The organism is Pseudomonas baetica (assembly GCF_002813455.1).
Lineage (GTDB): Bacteria > Pseudomonadota > Gammaproteobacteria > Pseudomonadales > Pseudomonadaceae > Aquipseudomonas > Aquipseudomonas baetica.
In genome coordinates, this window is the sequence record NZ_PHHE01000001.1 from 5,236,838 (window position 1) to 5,259,814 (window position 22,977).

Annotated in this window: 21 protein-coding genes and 2 pseudogenes; 11 read left to right on the forward strand and 12 right to left on the reverse strand. The window is 57.7% G+C overall.

Annotated features, from left to right (window positions below):
• Positions 1 to 131: 131 nt before the first annotated feature.
• The 5 genes from ATI02_RS32140 to ATI02_RS24200 all read right to left on the reverse strand — a co-directional run bounded on the left by ATI02_RS32140 (position 132) and on the right by ATI02_RS24200 (position 5,795).
• On the reverse strand, positions 132 to 272 hold the full coding sequence (locus ATI02_RS32140; protein WP_157815148.1) for a hypothetical protein: 141 nt from the start codon (positions 270 to 272) through the stop codon (positions 132 to 134).
• 127 nt (positions 273 to 399) lie between these two features.
• Positions 400 to 759 carry a DUF6124 family protein gene (locus tag ATI02_RS24185; RefSeq protein WP_100847583.1) on the reverse strand — a complete coding sequence of 120 codons (360 nt, stop codon included), beginning with the start codon at positions 757 to 759 and terminating at the stop codon, positions 400 to 402.
• Between the two features lie 396 nt (positions 760 to 1,155).
• The gene (locus ATI02_RS24190; protein ID WP_146166086.1) at positions 1,156 to 1,734 is read right to left on the reverse strand and encodes a hypothetical protein; all 579 of its coding nucleotides are present in this window, start codon (positions 1,732 to 1,734) and stop codon (positions 1,156 to 1,158) included.
• A gap of 97 nt (positions 1,735 to 1,831) precedes the next feature.
• Positions 1,832 to 3,079 carry an IS256 family transposase gene (locus ATI02_RS24195; protein WP_095191982.1) on the reverse strand — a complete coding sequence of 416 codons (1,248 nt, stop codon included), beginning with the start codon at positions 3,077 to 3,079 and terminating at the stop codon, positions 1,832 to 1,834.
• Positions 3,051 to 5,795, reverse strand: coding sequence for a hypothetical protein (locus tag ATI02_RS24200; protein WP_100847585.1), 2,745 nt, complete (start codon positions 5,793 to 5,795; stop codon positions 3,051 to 3,053). Before ATI02_RS24200 ends, ATI02_RS24195 begins: the two co-directional genes overlap by 29 nt.
• A 671-nt stretch (positions 5,796 to 6,466) precedes the next feature.
• Here ATI02_RS24200 and ATI02_RS33375 point away from each other — a divergent pair.
• Together ATI02_RS33375 and ATI02_RS33380 are read left to right on the forward strand one after the other, a co-directional pair.
• Positions 6,467 to 7,243 (forward strand): annotated as a pseudogene (locus tag ATI02_RS33375) (PAS domain-containing protein); the annotation flags it as partial.
• Between the two features lie 114 nt (positions 7,244 to 7,357).
• Positions 7,358 to 7,786: pseudogene (locus tag ATI02_RS33380) on the forward strand (methyl-accepting chemotaxis protein); the annotation flags it as partial.
• Positions 7,787 to 8,223: 437 nt separating this feature from the next.
• Here ATI02_RS33380 and ATI02_RS24210 read toward each other — a convergent pair.
• The 4 genes from ATI02_RS24210 to ATI02_RS24225 all read right to left on the reverse strand — a co-directional run bounded on the left by ATI02_RS24210 (position 8,224) and on the right by ATI02_RS24225 (position 11,497).
• Positions 8,224 to 8,604 carry a hypothetical protein gene (locus tag ATI02_RS24210; RefSeq protein ID WP_100847587.1) on the reverse strand — a complete coding sequence of 127 codons (381 nt, stop codon included), beginning with the start codon at positions 8,602 to 8,604 and terminating at the stop codon, positions 8,224 to 8,226.
• 189 nt (positions 8,605 to 8,793) lie between these two features.
• Positions 8,794 to 9,354: a hypothetical protein gene (locus ATI02_RS24215; RefSeq protein WP_100847588.1), complete on the reverse strand. Its 561-nt coding sequence runs from the start codon at positions 9,352 to 9,354 to the stop codon at positions 8,794 to 8,796.
• A 152-nt stretch (positions 9,355 to 9,506) separates the two neighbouring features.
• Positions 9,507 to 10,931, reverse strand: coding sequence for an MFS transporter (locus tag ATI02_RS24220; RefSeq protein WP_100847589.1), 1,425 nt, complete (start codon positions 10,929 to 10,931; stop codon positions 9,507 to 9,509).
• Between the two features lie 125 nt (positions 10,932 to 11,056).
• Complete coding sequence (locus ATI02_RS24225) at positions 11,057 to 11,497, reverse strand: PACE efflux transporter (RefSeq protein ID WP_095668504.1); 441 nt, start codon at positions 11,495 to 11,497, stop codon at positions 11,057 to 11,059.
• Positions 11,498 to 11,620: 123 nt separating this feature from the next.
• Between ATI02_RS24225 and ATI02_RS24230 the strand changes: the two genes are divergently transcribed.
• Complete coding sequence (locus ATI02_RS24230) at positions 11,621 to 12,493, forward strand: LysR family transcriptional regulator (protein ID WP_095188076.1); 873 nt, start codon at positions 11,621 to 11,623, stop codon at positions 12,491 to 12,493.
• Between the two features lie 138 nt (positions 12,494 to 12,631).
• On the opposite strand, the gene gntR is transcribed toward ATI02_RS24230, so the two are convergent.
• The gene (gntR, locus tag ATI02_RS24235) at positions 12,632 to 13,663 is read right to left on the reverse strand and encodes an HTH-type transcriptional regulator GntR (protein WP_100848492.1); all 1,032 of its coding nucleotides are present in this window, start codon (positions 13,661 to 13,663) and stop codon (positions 12,632 to 12,634) included.
• Positions 13,664 to 13,878: 215 nt separating this feature from the next.
• Here gntR and ATI02_RS24240 point away from each other — a divergent pair, with 215 nt between their 5' ends.
• Together ATI02_RS24240 and ATI02_RS24245 are read left to right on the forward strand one after the other, a co-directional pair.
• On the forward strand, positions 13,879 to 14,412 hold the full coding sequence (locus tag ATI02_RS24240) for a gluconokinase (RefSeq protein WP_095188077.1): 534 nt from the start codon (positions 13,879 to 13,881) through the stop codon (positions 14,410 to 14,412).
• 82 nt (positions 14,413 to 14,494) lie between these two features.
• Positions 14,495 to 15,847, forward strand: a complete 1,353-nt coding sequence (locus tag ATI02_RS24245) for a GntP family permease (RefSeq protein ID WP_095188078.1) — start codon at positions 14,495 to 14,497, stop codon at positions 15,845 to 15,847.
• A 183-nt stretch (positions 15,848 to 16,030) separates the two neighbouring features.
• On the opposite strand, the gene alaC is transcribed toward ATI02_RS24245, so the two are convergent.
• Positions 16,031 to 17,248, reverse strand: coding sequence for an alanine transaminase (gene alaC / locus ATI02_RS24250; protein WP_100847590.1), 1,218 nt, complete (start codon positions 17,246 to 17,248; stop codon positions 16,031 to 16,033).
• A 154-nt stretch (positions 17,249 to 17,402) separates the two neighbouring features.
• On the opposite strand from alaC, the gene ATI02_RS24255 reads away from it, so the two are divergent.
• The 3 genes from ATI02_RS24255 to ATI02_RS24265 all read left to right on the forward strand — a co-directional run bounded on the left by ATI02_RS24255 (position 17,403) and on the right by ATI02_RS24265 (position 19,441).
• A complete protein-coding gene (locus ATI02_RS24255; protein ID WP_100847591.1) occupies positions 17,403 to 18,065 on the forward strand; it encodes a LysE family translocator in 663 nt (220 codons plus the stop codon).
• Positions 18,066 to 18,134: 69 nt separating this feature from the next.
• The gene (locus ATI02_RS24260; protein ID WP_100847592.1) at positions 18,135 to 18,629 is read left to right on the forward strand and encodes a GyrI-like domain-containing protein; all 495 of its coding nucleotides are present in this window, start codon (positions 18,135 to 18,137) and stop codon (positions 18,627 to 18,629) included.
• Between the two features lie 323 nt (positions 18,630 to 18,952).
• The gene (locus tag ATI02_RS24265) at positions 18,953 to 19,441 is read left to right on the forward strand and encodes a GNAT family N-acetyltransferase (RefSeq protein WP_100847593.1); all 489 of its coding nucleotides are present in this window, start codon (positions 18,953 to 18,955) and stop codon (positions 19,439 to 19,441) included.
• Positions 19,442 to 19,624: 183 nt separating this feature from the next.
• On the opposite strand, the gene ATI02_RS24275 is transcribed toward ATI02_RS24265, so the two are convergent.
• Complete coding sequence (locus ATI02_RS24275) at positions 19,625 to 20,110, reverse strand: GNAT family N-acetyltransferase (RefSeq protein WP_100847594.1); 486 nt, start codon at positions 20,108 to 20,110, stop codon at positions 19,625 to 19,627.
• 141 nt (positions 20,111 to 20,251) lie between these two features.
• Between ATI02_RS24275 and ATI02_RS24280 the strand changes: the two genes are divergently transcribed.
• From ATI02_RS24280 to ATI02_RS24290, 3 genes are read left to right on the forward strand one after another with little or no spacing between them, the layout of a single operon-like run.
• Positions 20,252 to 20,677 (forward strand): YybH family protein, encoded by a 426-nt coding sequence (locus ATI02_RS24280; protein ID WP_095188083.1) that lies wholly within the window; start codon positions 20,252 to 20,254, stop codon positions 20,675 to 20,677.
• Between the two features lie 40 nt (positions 20,678 to 20,717).
• A complete protein-coding gene (locus ATI02_RS24285) occupies positions 20,718 to 21,062 on the forward strand; it encodes a YciI family protein (protein ID WP_095188084.1) in 345 nt (114 codons plus the stop codon).
• Entirely contained in the window at positions 21,055 to 22,284 is a 1,230-nt protein-coding gene (locus ATI02_RS24290; RefSeq protein ID WP_100847595.1) for an RNA polymerase sigma factor, read from the forward strand. The genes ATI02_RS24285 and ATI02_RS24290 overlap by 8 nt, the downstream gene beginning before the upstream one ends.
• The last annotated feature ends 693 nt before the right edge of the window (positions 22,285 to 22,977 follow it).

The following is a 22,977-nucleotide window of genomic DNA, read 5'->3' on the forward strand; positions in this document are numbered from 1 at the left end:
GCAAGCCCGCTCCCACAGGTTTGGCGGTGGGGCAAAGATTTGTGATCGACCCGGATCCCTGTGGGAGGGGGCTTGCTCCCGAATGCGTCAGCCACCACAACACATCAATAAAGGCTTGTCACTGAGGCCTGCTACTGCGGCAGTTCCAGATTATTCAGCACCCGATTCACCGCCAGCTCCCCGAGCATGATCAATTGCGCAGTGCCCAGCACGGTTCTGCGTTGCTTCTGCCTGAAGCGATGTGTCGCCTGTGAGTCAGTCTTCGCAGGCAAGCCCGCTCCCACAGGTTTGGCGGTGGGACAAAGATTTGTGATCGACCCGGATCCCTGTGGGAGGGGGCTTGCTCCCGAAGGCGTCAGCCACCACAACACATCAATAAAGGCTTGTCACTGAGGCCTGCTACTGCGGCAGTTCCAGATTATTCAGCACCCGATTCACCGCCAGTTCCCCGAGCATGATCAATTGCGCAGTGCCCAGCACGGTTCTGCGTTGCGGCGCGGGCAACAGGCGGGCGAAGTCATGGGCGATGGTCTTGGCCGACGCGAGTGTTTCGCAGGCGTCGAGCAGCAATTCCTTGTTTTTGGTGTCGGCAGTCGCGGCATACATCCCGCGGGTTTTACGGGGCGGCGGCGTGGATCCGGGCGGGCAGAGGTAATGATCGAGAGCGCGGTCGGCGGCCTCGTGGAGTTTTTTTGAATCGAGGGATTCGTAGGGGGAGGTGGCGTCGGTTTCGGGTGGGTTGGGTGTGGGTTTGATCATGGTGAAGCTCCTTGATGAATGGAGCTGCCGACATTCGCGGTCAAACAAACAGGGTGGCAGCTGTACGCGGGTTGACCGACCGGACATCAAGGACTCCGGCACACCCGAAGGTGTCCCACGCACAGCCACCGCGACATGATTTCAGGCAATGCCTGAACACGTGCAGGACGCTGCTGCGCCTTGATGTTGGGCGGACGGTCAAATCCGATCACTGATTCGTCAGCGACCGCCCCACAATAGAACCCGCCCCCAAGGCGCACAAGCCGGCGGATTCTGGCGTAGCTGTAGGCAAAGACGCAAGGTTGCGTAGCCTGGAAGGCGTGTCTTCAGGTGTCTTTTAAACAACCTGAGATTGCCAGATAAATAAACCTGCCCCGGTTTTTGCTCCTAAGGCACTTAGCTCGCATAAAGGGCATCCACGAATATGTCATTGTGGTTAGTAAACTCAACCGAAATTATGTTGGCATGGCTCGAGGTATAGGAAACGTAGGCGTGTTGAAACGAGTTGGTGTAAGGCAGGGGTCTGCGAGCAATAATGTTGCCCGCTTCATCCCGGTAAATCACCGCGTCGTTTTCCTGCAACTGATGCGAGTCAATGAGGAAGCTGACGGAGGTTGCCGGGCTGGGGAATGTGAAGCGAACGCTGCCCAGCATGTTCAATGTGCGTGAGCCGAGCAGGGGCGTGTGGTGTTGCCCCGGCAAGAGGTGAGAGCTGGTGATAAAGGTAATGCCTCCCAGGTTGGTGAGAATGATGCCGCTTGGCAGTGTGTAGGGCTGGCCCGTCTGGAAGTAGATCAAAGGTGTGCTGTCGAAGTTTTCGTGTGCTGTGAATGATGGGCGGCGCACCGTATAGACGCTGTCTCGCAAATGCACAGGATTGGATGGCAGGGCTCTGTTGCTCACACTGGTTTTAAGTGTGACGGTGGTGTTGTTCGGCAGGCTTGCCAGAGGTGCACGGGCAATGGACTGGCTCAAACCGTTAATGGTGTCGCTTGCCGTGACCAAATGGTTTGAGAGTGTCAGATTTTTTGTGTGCGGGCCGGTAATGGCCTGCCGTCAGGCAGGCCGGGTTTTACCAGGTCGGCCTGATAAATCGATCTCCGTACAGAATCGCAAATTGGTTCATCGCACTCTTCCAGTCATGAGCCGCCGAGCCCCAGTTTGCCGTGATGTTACGCAGCCCAAGCCAGATCAGCTTGGTCGCTGCGTCATCCGTCGGGAAGTGGCCCCGGGTCTTGATGATCTTGCGTAGCTGAGCGTTGATGCTTTCGATAGCGTTGGTCGTATAGATCACTTTTCGAATGGCAGGCGGGAAGACAAAAAATGGAATCACTCGATCCCAGGCTCGTCTCCAGGCCGCCACCACCGTTGGGTATTGCTTACCCCAAGGGCCATTTTCAAAGGCATCCAGTGCTTCCTCAGCCGCTTCTGCGTTGATGGCTTGATAGATCGGTTTTAGCGCCTTGGCCAGCTCACGGCGCTTGTCCCACGCCGCGTAATCGAGGCTGTTGCGGATCAAGTGGACGATGCATGTTTGCAGCGTTGTTGCCGGAAATACTGCGCTTAGCGCCTCTGGCATGCCTTTGAGACCGTCAGTCACGGCGATCAGCACGTCCTCTACGCCGCGGGTCTTGAGGTCGTTGAAGACCTTCATCCAGAACTTCGCACCCTCGGTGTTTTCGATCCAGATACCAAGAATATCGCGCGTTCCATCGGGTAAAACACCCAGCGCCAAGTAAATCGCCTTGTTGCGGACAAGGCCTTCTTCTCGGATCTTGACCCGCAGCGCATCGAAGAAAATGACTGGGTACATCGGCTCAAGCGGTCGCTGTTGCCACGCACCAATTTCCTCCATCACCTCGTGCGTGACTGAGCTGATGAAGTCATGGGAAACGTCCGTCCCGTATTGCTCAGAGAGGAAAGCGCGGATTTCTCGAACGGTCATGCCTCGGGCATACATGGCGATGATCTTGTCATCAAAACCGGTGTAACGCCGCTCATGCTTGGGGATCAGAATGGGGGCAAAACTGCCATCCCGATCACGGGGAATCTCCAGCCGCAGCGGGCCATCCCCCGTCAAAATCGTCTTGCCCGTTTTGCCATTGCGCTGGTTGGTTTCATCCTCTGGGCGCTGCGCGCCCGGCGGATACCCCAGGTGGTGACCGAGCTCGGCACTCAATGCTCGCTCAATCAAGGCCTTCTTGAAGGCCGCAGAAGCGTCTTCAATAGCCTCTGCGGTAATCAGCCCCTCACCGAACTCTTCGAGCAGCTCCTTGGGGATTTTTGGTAGGTCACGCAGGGGTTTCTTTTTGGTTGGCATACATGCACCTCTTACTCATGTTATGCCCGAACACAAAATTTCTGACACCCCCATATACGTAGGCATAGGCGTTGGCGTGGATGATCGACTCAGCAAAGTATTCTCCAGCCAAAAGCCCTATTTGTGATCTGTATATAGTAGGCAGCGACCACCCATTCCAATCAAAGCCATTGAAGGTCGTGAGTTCATCCAGCCCGGCCTGCACGCTATAAACCCTGGCCTGACACTCCACTGCGTCAACCAACGCAGCCTCCCTGAACAACCCCACCTTCAACACGATCGCCACTTTCGAATCGGCCCGGCACTCGCGCAACCATTGCACCTCAGTCGTGTAAGTCAGCCCCGCACCCTGATCGTGTGCCGCTCCCACCCACTGATCCTTGGTCCGTGAAGTTCCGTCGGTGCGGGTTTCCACATAACTCAACCACACCGGCAACCCCGAACGCTGGAACGGCCATCTGTCACACAACACTTTGGTGGCGTCCTTGATGGTACCGATCTGCAGTTCGGCGCCAGTGAAACCTTCGATCAACGGTGTCGGCATGCTTTGTTGCAGCAACTCGCCAATGCTCAGGTCCAGCGTTTTGGAAGGCGTCTCCTGTCCCAGACGAATCACTTTGTAGCTGACCTTCACCACCTGCTTCAGGTTGGCCCCGGTAATGCCCGCCAGGATGCTGAAATCCACGTATGCCTGACCGTTGACTGACTTGCGCTCGGGAACCGTCGAACCGTCGCCCGGACGGCCGAGAATCGTCAGTTCGATCGTGTCCTCTGGCTTGAACGCTGTCGTCACGACACGCACGGTAAAATCGTCCTGATAACGATTCGGATCGAGCAAACCATTGGGCGCCTCGACAACGCTCGGTTCAAGCAGGCTGGGCAATGGGCTGCCGATGCGCACTTCGCGATATTCGGAGTACATCTCCACGCCGTCACGCCGCAGGTTGTAAAACAGCTTTACGGTGTGGTCCAGATTGAGCTCGACGAAGTGACGGGATAGCGGAATGCGAATAGCGCGTGCCGCCGAGCCTGGCGTCAGTTCGAACGTCCCTTGTGTGCTGCCTTCACGGCTGAAGCCCTGGAAATACCAACTGCCTTGATCCTTGGTGTTGGTCAGAATCAATGGGATGTGATAGATCACTTCGCGATCGGGCGCCGGGTCGAACACGTTGTCGTCGGTGGTGCCTTCCAGAATAGGCGCCGGCAGGAGTTTTATCGGTTCGCCCACCCTCAGGTGTAACGGATCGGAGATCTGCACCACGTTGGTATGCACCTCGTAGGTGACGGTCACACTCAGTCCGGCAAAACGGTCGAGATCCGGCCCTTGGACCAGTCGGGTGATCGGCATGCCGGGTGGCAGGACGCCGACCAGACGTGCATCTTCATAGAGTTCGGTACCGCCGCCGGGCCGGACGGCGTTGATAAACAGAATCACCTGATCATTGGACGCACGTCCGGGGTAACTCGGAATCGTCACCGTGGCCCGCTCAAGATTCAGCGGCAGGTAATTGCCATTGGCCTTATCGATCGACGGAGCGAGCAAAGCATTGAGCTTGCCGGCGATGCGCACGATGGTTTTTTTCGAGTACAGGCGGCCGTTGTTGGTCTGCACCTCATACGAAACGATGGCTCTGCCGTAGGGGATCGCCTTGACGTTGTCATGGGCGACAAATGCTTCATAAGTCCTGCCTGGGGCCGTGACGGGAATCTCGAAGGTCTGCTTAATCGATGTGCCCTCTACGGTTTCACCGGCCCAGGACAAATGGATGATATTGCCCGGTACATAGTTCTGTCGGCTGGTTTGCACTTCAATCTTTACATCCCGACCATTCAAACCCAGGAGATCTATTTCACAGGTGTGGTAATCCGCGTCTTCAACGAAAGGCTCGGGCAGTTTCGAGTCGTCCAGATCGACGTTCACATAGGACGGAGTTGACCAAGGGCCGTTTTCATCGGGCAGGTTATGGGCTTCATCGATAGGTTTGAACATGACTGGCAGCTTGTTCGAGCTTCCCGCATTTTCGATGACAGTACGGCTGACAAACATTTTGATCGGATTGGTTCGCGGAGACTCGGCCTGCTCTTTGGTAACGGTGTGACGGATCGACTCATTGCCCCACAGCAACTCGATGCTGTCGTCCTCTCGCAGGTACTGGTAGGGCTCAATCGTCACCCACGTTCCGGTCTTGGCGCGCTCTGCATCGATGCCACGCTCCGCGACGTCCGGTTCAAGCGTCTGATGCAACCCTGAATGGCTGACGGGATCGGAGTTGTTGTCGACACCCCCGGGGCGAGTCAGCAGCACCAGTACGTTTAGCGGAGCCGAGTTTTCGATATTTCCGGAATAACGCGTGATCCGATAGTGGACGTTTTTGTATGTTCTTGAGAGAAAGTTCTCCCGGCCAATGGTAAACAACAAACGTTTATCGGGGTTGTCGAGGTCCTCCTTGCGGATGAATTTGTAAGCATCAGCACGGTTTTGGGAGGTGAAGAACACTTCAACGGTGTCACCGACTTCTATATTCAGATAGTGGTCGATAGCGCACAGTGCACCGGTGCTGAGTTGATTGATGCCTAAAGCAAAGTCGGCTCCTGTGACGTTTTCAATCATGCCCGCGACCTTTAGGGGCGTGAGGGTTGCGTTCGCCGAATTGTTGAACACACTGAAAGCACCTAACGCGCTAAGGTTTTCTGTCGGCGGAATATAAAGGCTCATGTCTTGGCTCCTGTCGAGTCATGGTCTGGGGGCCGGCTGATCCGGCTAAACCATGAGGCGCCCAGTAGTCGATGCATCACCACTGTCAGAAATTACAGTTCCGACGAACGGCCTCTGCGTTTGCGGCGCTTTTCAAATAATTCTGATGAGTGCCGACGCTCGTTGCACATCGGGTTCATAACCCGGCTGCGCGTTCGTCATGCCCCATTACTTCGACGCCGCCCACCGCCGGCCAATCGAAACCCTGCGCTGAACCGATTCTTGTGCAAAAAGTGCCAGATACTGGCCGACTAGTGGCCTTGCGCAAGGCTTTGCGCTGGCTATGCTGACAGCTAACTAACCATGTCGACCGTCATGTCACTGCCGGTCGGTTAGTCCGTGATCCATGCTGCCAGAGTGCGCAATCCAAGGCACCGACACTGAACCAACAAGGAGCGTCATCTAAATGGAAGTTCTTCAACACGTTAGGGTTGGCCCGCGTGCGGGCTATCAAGAGAAGGATGTCTTGATTAGAGCGTTGCGGCATGGACGCTCCGATTGACCATCATTTATCACCTGACAACGCCTCCCTTTGGAGGCATGCGTGTGCCTGTTCCAAGGAACGTAGTGGTGGATTCTGAAAGACCTGAACTTTCATCAAATCAAAAGACCGCGCTGAAGGTGATACAACCATGTTCAACCTACATCACAAGGCTGATCTGCAGGAAATCGAGCGATTCAGCTGTGCCTTGACCGAGGCCAACGCCAAATTGGCCGCGATCAGTCGTTCGATGGCGATGATCGAATTCACCCCCGAAGGCATTGTTCTCGATGCCAATGAAAACTTCTGCAAAACCATGGGCTACGGCGCTGAAGAAGTGCGCGGCAAGCATCATCGGATCTTTTGCGAAGAGGCGTTCTACCGCAGTGAGGAGTACGTCAGATTGTGGCGTGACCTGGCCCGTGGCGAACCCATCAGCGGGACCTTTTTACGCTTGAACAAAAGCGGCAAAGAGATCTGGCTCGAGGCCAGTTACATGCCCGTGTACGGCCCGGACAAACAAGTCAAAAGCGTGATCAAAGTGGCTTCGGACATTTCCGCCCGGGTTAACAAGGAACACGAAGAGGAAAGCATGCTCGCGGCGATCAGTCGTTCGATGGCGGTGATCGAGTTCACCCCTGAAGGCAATGTGATTACCGCCAACGAAAACTTCCTGAATACCATGCAGTACTCGCTCAACGAAATCGTCGGGCATCACCACAGCCTGTTTTGCCACCGTTCGGAATCCGAGTCAGCGCAATACAAGGCATTTTGGGCTTCGCTCAATCGCGGCGAATATCACTCGCACCGATTCGAACGCAAGAACAAATCCGGGCAGATGGTCTATCTGGAGGCCTCCTACAACCCGTTGTTCGACACCAAGGGCCGCTTGTACAAAGTGGTCAAGTTCGCCAGCGACATCACCCATCAAATGACCACGTTGCAGAACGCTGCGGAATCGGCCCACAGCACGTCGGTACAAAATGACGCCTGCGCGCAAAAAGGCTCACAGGTCGTGCAGCAAACGGTGCAGATCATTCAGGACATCTCCCGCGATCTCAACGAAGCGGCCGTCAGCATCGATGCGGTCAGCAAACAGTCGGACATCATCGGCACCATCGTCCAGACCATCCGCGGCATTGCCGATCAGACCAACCTGCTGGCGCTCAACGCCGCCATCGAAGCAGCGCGGGCCGGTGAGCATGGGCGCGGGTTCGCCGTGGTCGCGGATGAGGTGCGCAGCCTCGCGGCGCGCACCAGTCAGGCGACGCTGGAGATTGTCGAGGTGGTGCGCAAGAACCATGACTTGTCCTTGAGCGCGGTGTCGAGCATGCAATCAAGTCTGAGCCGAACGGGCCTTGGCGTCGAATTGGCGAACGAGGCGGGGGAGGTGATTCTGGAGATTCAACAGGGATCGCGGCATGTAGTGGATGCGATCAGTCAGTTTAATGAGACGCTGCAGTTGAATTGAGTGTCTCAGGGTAATGGCCCCTCTAACTTGAGGGGCAATTGCTGAGTTCAGGAGCTGGAGATATTGATACGCCCTAATACATACGTATATTCGGAATTAAACGCCAATAGGAGACAGCCGGTTGGAACACTCTGTTCGCCTTGGTTATTCTCATTTACGAACAACGCGAAATGTCCTGAAGCGCTCTCGATTTTCTTTCCAGGTCTTCACTCATATTCTTCTTCCTTGCAGATGATTGTCATAGCCCGCCCACATCGCTGCACGCGCGATTCCATGCTCTTTCATGCAAGGCATACCGTCTACTGTCAGAAATTACAGGTGCAGGATGTTTCGCGACGAACGGGCTGTTGAAAATCGCAACCTGGCCCATGCGCTTTATCCTGCACCTGAACAAGGGCGACACTCCATGCCCTTGTTCAAGGCGGCGGATCTCGATATCACGTCAACTTGGCATCAAAATCGCCTTGGATGATAAGCTCCCGTCCCCAGTTGTCATAGTATTTCCCTTTAAACTCACCGCTCCGCGCATTCGTCCCGATTGTTAGTTCTACCGTTCCAACCACGTCGTAGATACGATCAATGCCTCCATGGTTGGTACGATATTTAATTTGCGTTTCCTTATCAGGACCGACCTCCAGTTCATGAACGTTTTCATCAAGTGAAGGGGAGTGAAGAACTTGTAAAAACTTCGAGGATTTGGTCGCCTGGAAGTATTCCTTGGTAAAGGAAACATCCGTTGTGAAGAGGTCTTCCCCGTAGGGCTCGTCGTTATAAGTGGATCTAACGTTGCATTCACCTGTGAATGGACTGTTACTCATGATGAACTCCTGTTCATAGTTTCAAGTCTGTGACCACAGGGGTGATCACGACCCATTGAACAGGGATTTTTTGCAAAAAATCTACTGTCATATCTAACAGGTATCGTGCTGTTTCCGATGAGTGGTCGTATAGTCCCAGAAAGTACACAGGCATACAGGGTCGCGGTGGACCCTGTTGCAATGGCGTGATCAAAGCGCCGCGAGAAACGTGTCCGCCAACTTGTCACTCACCTTGACGTCATTGACGTTTTCTTTTTCCGCCTGCGCCAGTTGCATCTTGTCCTGCATGCGCTGGGCGATCTCTTTGCCGATGGCCAGTTGTTGCGCCGGCGGCATGTTGCGGATGTCTTCTTCGGTAATTCCCAGGTCTTTGAGGATACTGTCGCGCATACGCTGTTCCGGCGATTTGCTCATGTAGTCCTTGAAGGCATCGGTGGCCGAGGTGCCGGTGGTCTGGGTGGCATCGGAGATATCGGTGGTTTGCAGACCGACACGGGTCTTGGCGAATGCCTCGTCGACGTTGTCGCTGATGCGCGTGGCTTCGGCGACTTGCTGGGTGGCGATTTGCGTCGCCGACTCCTGCACCTTGGCGCTGGCATCGGTGGATTGCAGCTGCGTCTGATTCTGCAGCGATTGCAACATGGCGCCGTGCAGGCCGCCCTGCAAACCGGCGGCGGCCGTGGCGGTGGCATCCTCTGCGAGCCGCTTGGGCAAGTGGATTATTTGCGCTTGCTTGGCACTGACCAACATGATGATTGGACCTTGGATAATTGCTGACTGACGTAGGTCAGCAATAACCGTGCCTTGAGTCCAAAGCCCTGTATTTCGGGGGGAATGAGCACTCGCGGTGGTGAGAAGCGGTCATCCCTTGCCGTTCGGCGGCAGTGGATGACCGTCGTTCATCAGCGATGGGCAATGTTTTCCAGTGCGAGATTACGTGTGCGCGGCCCGAAACAGCCAATGGTCAGCATCACGATGAGCATGCTGCTGACGATAAACGCCAACACCCCGGGTGTGCCGAAGTTGTCGAGAAACATGCCGATCAACAGGCTGCTGAACACCGTCGACAAACGGCTGAACGAATAGCAGAAGCCGACAGCGCGGGCGCGGATGTTGGTCGGGAACAGTTCGCTCTGATACGAGTGATAACTGAAGCTCAGCCAGGCATTGCAGAAGGTGATCATCACCCCGCAAAAGATCAGCCCGAGCGCGCTGGTTTGCAAAGCGAACAAGGTGCCGAAGGTCATGGCGCCGAGGGCCGAGCCGACAATTTGCCATTTGTTTTCGAAACGGTTGGCGAACTTCACGAACAGCAACGGCCCGAGCGGGTAGGCGAGGGTGATGATGAAGGCGTACATCAGGCTGTGGGTGACGCTCACGCCCTGGCCGGAAAGCAGCGCCGGCAACCAGTTGCCGAAACCGAAGAAACCGATGGCCTGAAAGACGTGAAACACGATCAGCATCAACGCGCGACGACGGTAGGGCGGTTGCCAGATGTCGGCAAAACGGCCCTTGCCTTCGACGTCGACCGGGACCGTTTCAGGGGCGTCCAGCGGTTTGCCGTGATCCTTCTCGCAACGTGCTTCGATGTTGTCGAGAATCCGATTGGCCTCATCAAAGCGGCCGTGTTGCGCCAGCCAGCGCGGCGACTCCGGCAGACGCTTGCGCAGCCACCAGATAAATAGCGCAAACACCGCACTGGCCAATACCACCCAGCGCCACCCGGAGACGCCGAATGGCGCTTGCGGCACCAGCCACCACGACATCAGCGCCACCGCCGGCACCGATAAAAACTGTATGAAAAATGCGAAGGCAAATGCCGAACTGCGCATGCGTTTGGGCACCAGTTCCGAGAGGTAAGCGTCGATCGTCACCAACTCGATACCCAGGCCGATGCCCACCAGAAAGCGCATGCAGATGATCCCCAGCGCCGAACTCTGAGTGCCCATCAGCACGGTGGCAACGGTGTACCAGACCAGCGCGAAGGTGAAGATCGCGCGCCGGCCAAAACGATCTGCCAACGGGCTGAGCATGCTCGCGCCGATGAACAGGCCGAGGAAGGTTGCCGAGGCAAACGCCGCCTGATCGGAAAACCCGAACACACCCTGACTACCGGTGGCGAAAATCCCGTCGCGGATCAGACCGGGGCTGATGTAGGCAGTCTGGAACAGGTCGTAGAGTTCGAAGAATCCACCGATCGACAGCAGCGCCACCAGTCGCCAGATCGTTGCGACCGCCGGGAGGCGGTCGATGCGGGCGGAAACCTCGGCGGCGCGTATCGGGTCGATGCCGTCGCTTGGCGCGACGGTGGGGGCGTGAGCAGTCATGGGGCTGATCCATTTTTATTGATGGAAAAGCTTAGCCTGCTATCGGAGTTTACGGATTGTGAATATGAGCGGTTTACTCGGGTAAACCGCTGATTTCTCGCAATATCTGTTTACGAATTAACGATTTATGCCGCAGCGGTTGAATCTGGCAACGCCGAGGCTGGCAGGCCGAATACCCGATCAAACAGCCAGTTGAAGGCAAACGTGTAGCACGGGATGAAAATGATCAGTGCCAGATCGAGCAGAAATGCCTGCACCAGGCTGATGTTCATCCACCACGCGATCAACGGAATCAGGAACACGATCAACGTCAGTTGAAACCCGACGGCGTGGGCGATCCGCCGTTTGACCGTGCGGGTGCGCGACTTTTGGCGACTTTCCCAGTGCTCGAACAGGGTTGTGTAAATGAAGTTCCAGGTCACCGCGATGGTGGTGATGATCACCGCCAGCGGCCCGGTGCTGCCCGGCGATGTACCCGACAACAGCGCCAGACCGAGGGCGGAGAAGGTCATGCCGATCACTTCATAGAGCGACACGTAGACCAGTTTGCGTTTAACGCCTTGCATGCGGATTTGCCTCTTTCTTTGAATTCGATTTGCCAACAGAGCTGGCCAAGGCGATGAAAGATAGCTTCAATAGACCTGACAGAAAAAGTCAGTAGCTTTCATATTTATTGATAGGTTGATCTTTTGAATTTCAACAGCGACAGCATCGAACTGTTTCTCGCGGTGATCGAGCGTGGTTCGTTTTCCGCCGCCGCTCGGGCCTTGGGCAAAGTCCCCTCGGCCGTGAGCATGGCCATCGGTAATCTTGAGGCCGAACTGGGCTATCCGCTGTTCGACCGCAGCCATCGCGAGCCACAACCGACGGCGATGGCCTTGTCATTGGTGCCGCATGCGCGGTTGATCGCCGAACAGCTCAAGCAACTGCAAGTCCACGCGGTTGAATTGTCTTTGGGGCTGGAGAGCAAATTGTCGATTGGTGTGGTCGCGGACATTGACCGAAGCCGCTTGCTGGCGGCGATCAGGGTGATTGCCCAGCGTCATCCGCTGCTCGACATAGAAGTGCTGACCGCGCCGCAGGATGACGTGTTGGCGATGTTGCACAGCGGCCGCGTCAGCGTGTGCCTGGCGTTCGCCGGGTTGAGCGTGAACGTGCTGGAGCGGTTTCAGTTTGTCGGCAACGAACGCATGATCGCCACGCTGGCGGCGGACAGTCCTTTGTTGCAGGGGCAGGATCTGTTTCTTGAAGACCTGGTGCATGTGCGGCAGATCTTCGTCGCCAGCCGCGACTTGCCGATCAGCGAGACTCGGCCTTTGGTGGCTGAATCCCACTGGCGCACCGACACGCTGGAAACGGCGATGGAGATGGTCGAGGCGGGATTGGGCTGGGGCAATTTTCCGCTGTCGGTGGTGCAGCCGTGGCTGGACAGCGGACGCTTGAAGCGACTGAATTTCCGCAATATCGAGAATGGACTGGTGCTGCCGGTGCATGCGGTGTGGCTCAAAAGCCAGCCATTGCAGAAGGGTGCCTTGGCGCTGGTTGACTTACTCAGCCATTAGCGTCTGTGAAGATCCAGTGTGGGAGCGAGCCTGCTCGCGAAAGCGTCGTTTCACTCGGCACATGCTTATCTGACACACCGCTTTCGCGAGCAGGCTCGCTCCCACAGGGATGGTGTTTCAACTTTGAATCTGTGGGGGTCAGGTACTTTCGCGGATCTTCAGTTCGAAGCCCATGTCCTCCACCGGGCGCGCCACGCTGTTGCCGGCCATCAACGTCAGCATCTGCTCCGCCGCGCGTCGGCCGATTGCTTCACGCGGGGTGTTGATGCTGCTCAGGCGCGGCACCATGTGCTCGGACATCGGCAAGTCGTTGAAACCCAGAATCGCCACCTGCTGCGGAATCCTGATGCCGTTGCGCAAGGCCTCCAGCAAAGCACCCTGCGCCAGGTCGTCGTTACCAAAAAAGATCGCATCGACATCCGGATGCGCCGCGAGCAATTGCAAAAACAACTCGCCGCCCAGACCCACCGACGAGGAGCGCGGCGTCAGCACTTCCAGGTCCGGGTCATAACGCCCAGCCTTCTGCAACGCTTTGCGAAAACCTTCACCGCGCAACAACGTGCGCTGATCAAGCTGCGCACCGATGTAGGCCAGACGCTTGCGCCCACGGGACAGCAAATGCTCGGCCGCCGTTTCACCGGCACTGAGTTGCGAGAAACCGACGCAGTTCACCCCGGCGGCGCTGTCCAGCTCCATCATGTACACGCAGGGAATGTTGCTGGCCTCGATCATTCGCCGCGAACTTTCAGTGCGATCAAACCCGGTCAGCAGGAAGCCGCGTGGCTGATACGCCATGTAGTTGCGCAGCAGTTTTTCTTCTTCATCACGCGAATAGTGGAAGTTGCCGATCAGCACTTCGAAGCCCTTGGGCGTCAGCACCCGATGGATGGCTTCCAGGGTATCGATGAACAACAGGTTGGATAACGAAGGCACTAAAACCACCACCGAATGGCTCTGCGCTGAGGCCAGGGCGCGGGCGGCAGGGTTGACCACGTAGTTGAGTTCCAGGGCAGCTTTCTGGACTTTTTCCACAAGCTCCGTGGCCACGGTGCTGACCCCGCGCAAGGCGCGAGAAGCGGTAATCGGACTGACCCCGGCCAGGCGGGCAACTTCATTAAGGGTGGGACGGCCGGTGGTGCGGGTATTTTTATCGTTTTTAGGGGTGGTCATCGACGGCTTGCCAAACAAAAATCAAGGCACTAAGGTAGCGCTGTCCTGATGCAGCTGTAAATGCGTAAGCGAGGTCCTGCCTGATCTTCGCTTTTTGGCGTTGGGAACAAACCTGCTGCAACCCAAAAAAACGACAAGAAGGCGTCGGCAACTTCTGCCTGTGCACTAGAGTCATAGCTAGCAAAGGTAGCGCTGTCTGCGCGCTGAGGTGTTATATGAGTCATCCCATCACCGCCCTGGTCATCATGGGCGTTGCCGGTTGCGGCAAGACGTGCGTCAGCGAGGCCTTGTGCCAATTGAGCGGCGCCACTGCCATTGAAGGCGATACTTTTCATCCGGCCGCGAACATCGAAAAGATGAGCGCGGGGATCCCCCTGAACGACGACGACCGTGCCGGCTGGCTCGACAGCCTGTGCGATGAACTGCGTCGCGTCGATGCCACAGGTCAGCGCCCGGTGCTGACCTGCTCGGCCCTCAAACACAGCTATCGCGAAGTGCTGCGCAGTGCCTTGCCAGGCCTGGGCTTTGTGTTTCTTGAGCTGACCCCTGAAGTCGCCGCCGAGCGTGTATCGCACCGCCCGGGCCATTTCATGCCAGCGACGTTGATCGAAAGCCAGTTCGCCACCCTCGAATCGCCCAAGGGCGAGCCGTTGACCCTGGCGCTGAATGCTTCGATTCACAGCGTTGAAGAACTCGCTGCACAAGCTCACGTCTGGTGGCAGGCCAATGGCCTGAAACAGGCGGTATGAGTGTGTTCATGCAGATAGCGCTGTCATCACGACTTCTGATTAACCCGCTTTAATAACAACAACAAGCCAGGAGACACCCCCCATGTTTGGCATGTCCCACGACGCCTACCTGCTGCTCGATGCAGTGGTTACGGTGATCGGACTTATCATCCTGATCACCAAATTCAAGATTCACCCGTTCATTGCCCTGACCATCGCCGCCGCGTTCCTCGGTCTGACCTCCGGCATGCCGATCGGCACCATCATCAAGGCGTTCCAGGACGGCTTCGGTGGCGTGCTCGGTTTCGTCGGCATCATCCTCGCGCTGGGCACCATGCTCGGCAAAATGATGGCCGAGTCGGGCGGGGCGGATCAGATCGCCCAGACCCTGATTCGCGCATTCGGCAAGGACAAAGTCCAGTGGGCAATGATGTTCGCCGCGTTCCTCGTCGGCATCCCGCTGTTCTTCGAAATCGGCTTTGTATTGCTGATTCCGCTGGTGTTCATCGTGGCCCGCCGCACCGGCGTATCGATCATCAAGATCGGTATTCCGCTGCTGGCCGGCCTGTCGGCGGTACACGGTCTGGTGCCACCGCACCCGGGCCCGCTGCTGGCCATCGGCGTGTTCGGCGCTGATATCGGCAAGACCATTCTGTACGGTCTGATCGTCGCGTTGCCGACCGCCATCATTGCCGGCCCGATCTTCGGTACGTTCATCGCCAAGCACATTCCGGGTCACCCGAATCAGGAACTGGTCGATCAACTGGCCCGTGAAAACGATTCCGCCGTTCTGCCGAGCTTCAGCATCACCCTGATCACCGTGCTGCTGCCGGTGTTCCTGATGCTGCTGAAAACCTTTGCTGACGTGGCGCTGCCGGACGGTAACTTCTTCCGCACCTGGATGGACATGATCGGTCACCCGATCTCGGCGTTGCTGCTGGCGTTGCTGCTGTCGCTGTACACCTTCGGCTACAAGCAGGGCATCGGCTCCAACCAAATGCTCAAGTGGCTCGATGCGAGCCTGGCGCCAACTGCGGCGATCATCCTGATCATCGGTGCCGGCGGTGGCTTCAAGCAGATGCTGGTCACCAGCGGCGTGGGCGATGTGATCGGCCACATGGCGGTCAGCGCGCAGATCTCGCCGATTCTGTTGGCCTGGCTGGTGGCAGCGGTGATTCGTATTGCCACCGGTTCGGCTACCGTGGCGACCATTACCGGTGCAGGCATCGTGGTGCCAGTGGTCGGCATGATCCCGGGCGTCAACCGTGAGCTGCTGGTACTGGCCACGGGGGCCGGTTCGCTGATCCTGTCCCACGTCAACGACGCCGGTTTCTGGCTGGTGAAGCAGTACTTCAACATGACCGTGGCTGAGACGTTCAAGACCTGGACGGCGATGGAAACCATCCTCTCGGTGGTCGCGTTGGGCTTTATCCTGTTGTTGTCGATGTTCGTTTAAGCGGCGCTTTCGCAGGCACAAAAAAACCGCAGCGATGCGGTTTTTTTGTGGAGTGTGATTTCACGGCTGAACACAAATCCCCTGTGGGAGCGGGCTTGCTCGCGAAAGCGGTGGGTCAGTCAACATTGATATCGGCTGACACGACGCCTTCGCGAGCAAGCCCGCTCCCACAGGGGGTAGGTGTCAGTTGCCGGATTTCGGGACCAGCCCATCCGCCCGGAACATCCCGCGAATCCCGCGTACCGCCTGACGAATCCGGTCCTGGTTCTCGATCAGCGCGAAGCGCACGTGATCGTCGCCGTACTCACCAAAGCCGACCCCCGGCGAGACGCAGACCTTGGCCTCGGCCAGCAGCTTCTTGGCGAACTCCAGCGAACCCAGATGGGCGTAAGCCTCAGGAATCTTCGCCCAGACATACATCGAAGCCTTCGGATTCTCGACCATCCAGCCCAGCTCGTGCAGGCCTTTGACCAGCACATTACGCCGCTGCCGGTACTGCTCGGCGATGTCGCGCACGCATTGTTGATCGCCTTCCAGCGCGGCAATCGCCGCCACTTGCAGCGGGGTGAACGTGCCGTAGTCGTGGTAACTCTTGATCCGCGCCAGAGCGTTGACCAGCTCCGGATTACCGACCATGAAACCGATGCGCCAGCCGGCCATGTTGTAGCTCTTGGACAGGGTGAAAAACTCCACCGCAATGTCCTTGGCGCCCGGCACCTGCATGATCGACGGGGCTTTCCAGCCGTCGTAGACGATGTCAGCGTAGGCCAGGTCGTGGATTACCAGTACGTCGTACTGCTTGGCGAGGGCGATCACCCGCTCGAAGAAATCCAGCTCCACGCACTGCGCGGTGGGGTTGGACGGGAAGCCGAGGATCATCATCTTCGGCTTGGGGATCGAACCACGAATGGCACGCTCAAGCTCGGCGAAGAAGTCCACACCCGGCACCAGCGGCACCGAACGCACCTGGGCGCCGGCAATCACCGCGCCGTAGATGTGAATCGGATAACTCGGGTTCGGCACCAGCACGGTGTCGCCCTGATCCAGCGTGGCCAGCATCAAGTGCGCCAGGCCTTCCTTGGAGCCGATGGTGACGATGGCTTCGCTTTCCGGGTCGATGTCGACTTCGTAGCGTTGCTTGTACCAGTTGGAAATCGCCCGGCGCAGGCGCGGAATGCCCTTGGACGTGGAGTAACCGTGGGTGTCTTCGCGTTGAGCGACTTGTACGAGTTTTTCGACAATGTGCGGCGGCGTGGCGCCGTCGGGGTTGCCCATGCTCAAGTCGATGATGTCTTCACCACGACGCCTGGCGGCCATTTTCAGCTCGGCGGTGATGTTGAAAACGTAAGGGGGGAGTCGATCTATGCGCGCAAAGCGGCGCGGCGAACCTTGTTCGGCCATTGTTGCCTCGGATAACGTAAGCGCCCGGAACCGTCCGAGCGACGCTGGTCACTGCGGTGACCTGTTGGCGAAGATAAGGGCAGTGATGGCAGACTGTCCAGCCCCCCGGTGTTCAAACAATCGTTAAACGAATTTTTCCCAAGGAAATCGGTAGATGGAATTCACCAGCGGCTTCTTGCTGAGCCTTTCGCTGTGCCTCGATATCGGCGTGGCTAACATTGCCATGATCACGTTGGCGATGCAGCGCGGTTATTTTCAAGGCTTCGCGCTGGGCCTCGGCACCTGTGTCGGCGACCTGATTTACGCGGTGCTGGCGCTGGCCGGGATGACCGTTTTGCTGCAATACGAAACCGTGCGCTGGGTCCTGTGGATCGGCGGGTCGGCGCTGCTGATCTACTTTGCGGCGAAGATGATCTACTCGGCGATTCACCACGAGGCGCTGTTGGCAGAGACGGCTGAGGTCGGGCAGAACTCTCATCGCAAGGAGTTCTTTCGCGGTATCTTTCTGGCCATGTCCTCGCCGAGCGCGATTCTCTGGTTCGCCGCTGTCGGTGGAACGCTGATCGCCCGTTCCGGTGGCGGTGGCCCGGTCAGTTCGGCGCTGTTTTTGGGCGGTTTCCTCTGTGCCGGGCTGCTGTGGTCCGCCGGTTTGTGCTTCGCCGCCAGCCACGGTGGCAAGCTGCTGGGTGATAAACTGTTGCGCTATTCTTACATGGCATCTGCAGCGATCTTCTGCTATTTCGCGGTGTACGTGATCGTATCTGGCTACAACGAATTTGTTGGCTCAGGTGCCGTCGAGCAGTTGCACGCGCTGTAACAGTGCGAATCGCATTGGGCTTTCTATACTCACCGGCCGAACCCCCTATTTTGTTGCAGGAGTCGAGTCATGGATGAGCAAACCCGCGTCGAAGTGGCTGAACCTCGCTTCGAACATGGACACTTCCTGCTGATTGCAGGATTTCGTGGTCGATTTAACCAAGACACTGCGAAAGACATCCCCGCGCTGTGGGAAAAGTTCTTGCCGCATCTGGGAAAGATACAGGGACAGAAAAACGAAGTGACCTATGGGGTGTGCAGCAACTTCGACGGCAAGGGCGGCTTCGATTACATCGCCGGGGTCGAAATCAGCAAGCTCGATGACCTGGACCAGAAGGTGTACCAGTGGGTCGAAGTGTTGCCCCGTCAGTACGCGGTGTTCGAGCACAAGGGACCGCTCGATCAATTGCCACAGACCCTGCAATACATCTACAAGACCTGGCTGCCGACCTCCCACTACGTGGAACTCAACGCCCCGGAGCTGGAGCGTTATAGCGCCGATTTCAATCCGAAGCTGCACACGGGCAAGCTGGAAATCTGCGTGCCGGTCGATACCAGGATCTGAGCCAGCAACGATGAGGCGGATCACTGATCCGCCTCATGCTTTCAACCGCGCTTATTCTTGCCAACACGTCGCGCCCGCAACAGGTCGATGCCCAGGGTGATAAAGCCGAACGTGCTGATGCCCAACACCATCAAAAGGCCAATCTCTACGCTGCTCATAAGCTGTTTCCCCCATGGGTGATCAGAGACACACCGCAGAAATAGCTGCCCGAGACCCGGAAGAAAAGCGCTTATACGCAGGCTTTACGCGGCCCGTATGGATCGATATGAACACCTTATTCCTTTATGCTTTGCGCACTTTTTTCCGCTGATTTCCGAGCTGCCATGAACACCGTCATCCGCCACGTCACGCCTGCCGACCTGGACCGCTGCTACGCCATCGAAACCGTTGCCTACGAAGGCGATGAAGCCGCCACCCGCGAGAAGATCGCGACACGCATTGCGACATGGCCGGAAGGTTTTATCGTGGCCGAGGTGGACGGCGTGGTCGCAGGGTTCGTGAATTCAGGCGCGGCATTCGACGTGCAGATGTCCGACGAGGCGTTCAAGGAACTGATCGGCCATGATCCTGCGGGTCCGAACGTGGTGATCATGTCAGTGGTGGTGCACCCGGATTATCAGGGCCAGGGCCTGGCAAAGCGCTTGATGGCGGATTTCATCGAACGCATGCGCGGGATGGACAAGGCGACGATTCACCTCATGTGTAAGGAAAAACACATCCCGCTGTATGCCGGGTTTGGTTTTGCCTACATCAAACCGTCGGAGTCCGATCATGGTGGGATGGCGTGGCACGAGATGATCCTGACCCTCTGAACAACAACACAAAACCCCTGTGGGAGCGGGCTTGCTCGCGAAGGCGGTGTATCAGTCGCTGAAAATGTTGACTGACACGACGCCTTCGCGAGCAAGCCCGCTCCCACAGGGGAACAGTGGTGTGTTCAGGCTACGTATCAGTAAGGGGTGATCTGTTTGCGCACCGCCCGCTCGTGGGGCGACTTAGAAAAACAGCCCCATGCGCCGCTCGTAACCAATCCGGCCCTTGTACGCTTCGCCGCTGTCGACGTAGCCATGTTTGGCGTACAGCGCGATGGCCGCGTCGTTGTCGGCATCCACTGACAATTCCAGCCCTTTGATCTGCGGCCATGCTTCACGCGCCACATTCGGCAGCGCTTGCAGACACGCCTTGCCATAACCCTTGCCCTGTGCCCGATGATCGACCTGCAACGCATGCAACGTGGCGCTGTGTTCATCAGCCCAGGCTGGCAACACCGGCGGGCGCTTGAGCAGCAGGAACGCCACTGGCACTTCATCCGCCAGCAGCGCAAACCCCTTCACGCCGGGGCCGGGTTTCGACAGCAAGGTATGCAGGGCGCCATGAATGTCGCCGGAGAACTTGATCTGCTCGGGGAGGATTTCAATCGCCTCGACTTGCTGACGCTGCAAAGCGTTCAGGCTGTCGTACGGCACGAGTTGGGCTGACACGGGAATTTCCTTTTTCCTACAAAGATGAGCCTCGGATTCTAGCGACTTTGCCCTCGTTGGAAATTTTTTGTTTCGTCTGTCGATCTGCCGATTCGCCGAACGACTAAAGGTGTCTTCACAACAACAATCACGGAGAACACCATGAGCGCACAGACTGAAATCAAAGCCCTGATCGATACCTATCGTCAGGCCGTCATGACCAAGGACGTCGAGAAAGTCATGGCGTTGTACGCCGACGACATCCTCTCGTTCGACGCGATCAAGGCCCTGCAATTCAAGGGCAAACCGGCTTACCGCAAGCACTGGGTGGAATGCATGGAAATGTGCCCCGGCCCGCACATTTTCGAATTCCACGAAATCGCCATCGAAACCGCCGACAACATCGCCTTCGCCCATTGGGTGGCCAATTGCGGCGGCACCAACGAGAAAGGCGAAACCCAAAGCTGCTGGATGCGCGTCACCGCATGCTATCGCCAGGTCGGCGGGGCGTGGCGGATCGCCCACGAGCATTGGTCGGCACCGTTCGATCCGATGAGCGGCGCGACGCTGTTCGATGTGCAGCCGTGATCTTCAGCCATAGTTGATCCGTTCGAATCAGGAGAACGTCATGAAATATCTATGCCTGGTCTACAGCGATGAACGCCTGCTGCATTCATCGCCCGACAGCCCCGAGGACGCCGAATGCTGGGCTTACGCCGCGTCGGTTCAGGGCAGCGGGCGGATGGTTGCGGCCGAAGCGCTGGAGTCGGTGCAGACCGCCACCACCGTGCGTATGCGTAACGGCAAGCTGTCGATTACCGACGGCCCGTTTGCCGAAACCAAGGAACAACTGGCTGGTTTCTACCTGATCGATGCCAAGGATCTCAACGAAGCGATTCAAGTCGCCGGCAACATTCCGGCGGCGCGGGTTGGCAGCGTTGAAGTGCGCCCCGTGCGCCAGTTGAATGTCTGAGGTCAGGTCGCGGGTCGAGCAGGTCTATCGTGAAGACTCGCGGCGGATTCTGGCGACGCTGATTCGCCTGCTCGGTGATTTCGACCTCGCCGAAGAAGCCTTGCACGAGGCGTTCTTCGTCGCGGTCGAGCGCTGGCAGCGCGACGGTGTGCCGGACAATCCGCGCACCTGGCTGGTGTCCACCGGGCGCTTCAAGGCTATCGATGTGTTGCGCCGGCGCGCACGGTTCAAGGCCTCGCAGCCATTGTTGTTGGCGCAGCTGGAAGAGTTGGAGCAGGCCGACTGGAGTGACGAAGACGTGGAAGACGATCGCTTGCGGCTGATCTTCACCTGCTGTCACCCGGCGCTGGCGGCGGATGCGCAAGTGCCGCTGACCTTGCGTGAAGTCTGCGACCTCACCACCGAGGAAATCGCCCGCGCGTTTCTCTCGGCCCCGGCGGCGATTGCCCAGCGCATCGTGCGGGCGAAAGCGAAAATCCGCGACGCGAAAATCCCTTATCAAGTGCCGAGCCTGAGCGAACTGCCCGAGCGCCTCGACAGCGTGTTGCGGGTGATTTATCTGGTGTTTAACGAAGGGTATTCGGCGTCGATGGGGGCAGAAGTGACGCGCGAAGAACTGACCCGTGAAGCGATTCGGCTGGGGCGGTTGTTGATTGAGTTGCTGCCGGAGCCCGAGGTGATGGGCTTGCTGGCGCTGATGCTGCTGCACGAATCGCGACGACCGGCGCGTACTTCGCCGAATGGCGAACTGGTGTTGCTGGATGATCAGGATCGTTCGCAGTGGGATGCCGGTTTGATTGCTGAAGGCTGTGCGCTGGTAGAAAGGGCGCTGACCACGCGGCGCTTCGGACCCTATTGTTTGCAGGCGGCGATAGCGGCGGTGCATGCCGAAGCGCCCAGTGCCGAGCAAACAGATTGGCAGCAGATCGTCGGGCTGTACGACGTGCTATTGCGCGCGCTGCCGTCACCGGTGATCGAGTTGAACCGGGCGGTGGCGGTGGCCAAGCGGGACGGGGCGTTGGCGGGGTTGACGCTGATTGAAGGGATATTGGCGCGAGGGGAGTTGCAGGATTACCACTTGGCGCATTCGGCGCAGGCGGAGTTTTGTCGGCAGTTGGGCCGGGTGGAAGAGGCGCGGGCGGCGTATCTCCGGGCCCTGGAGCTGACGCGGCAGGCGCCGGAGCGGCGGTTTATCGAGGCGCGGTTGCAAGCGTTGGACTGATCCGAATGGGGCGCTGACCCTACTGGCCTCTTCGCGGGCAAGCCCGCTCCCACAGTGTCCGTGTCGTACACAAATCCAATGTTCAATACAGAACCCTGTGGGAGCGGGCTTGCCCGCGAAGGGGCCAGTAAAGCCAAATCAGAACATCAGGCCTGCTCAGAACCCTGTGGGGCGGGCTTGCCCGCGAAGGGGCCAGTAAAGCCAAATCAGAACATCAGGCCTGCTCAGAACCCTGTGGGGCGGGCTTGCCCGCGAAGGGGCCAGTAAAGCCAAATCAGAACATCAGGCCTACTCAGAACCCTGTGGGAGCGGGCTTGCTCGCGAAGGGGCCAGTAAAGCCAAATCAGAACATCAGGCCTGCTCAGAACCCTGTGGGGCGGGCTTGCCCGCGAAGGGGCCAGTAAAGCCAAATCAGAACATCAGGCCTGCTCAGAACCCTGTGGGAGCGGGCTTGCTCGCGAAGGGGCCAGTAAAGCCAAATCAGAACATCAGGCCTACTCAGAACCCTGTGGGAGCGGGCTTGCTCGCGAAGGGGCCAGTAAAGCCAAATCAGAACATCAGGCCTGCTCAGAACCCTGTGGGGCGGGCTTGCCCGCGAAGGGGCCAGTAAAGCCAAATCAGAACATCAGGCCTGCTCAGAACCCTGTGGGAGCGGGCTTGCTCGCGAAGGGGCCAGTAAAGCCAAATCAGAAC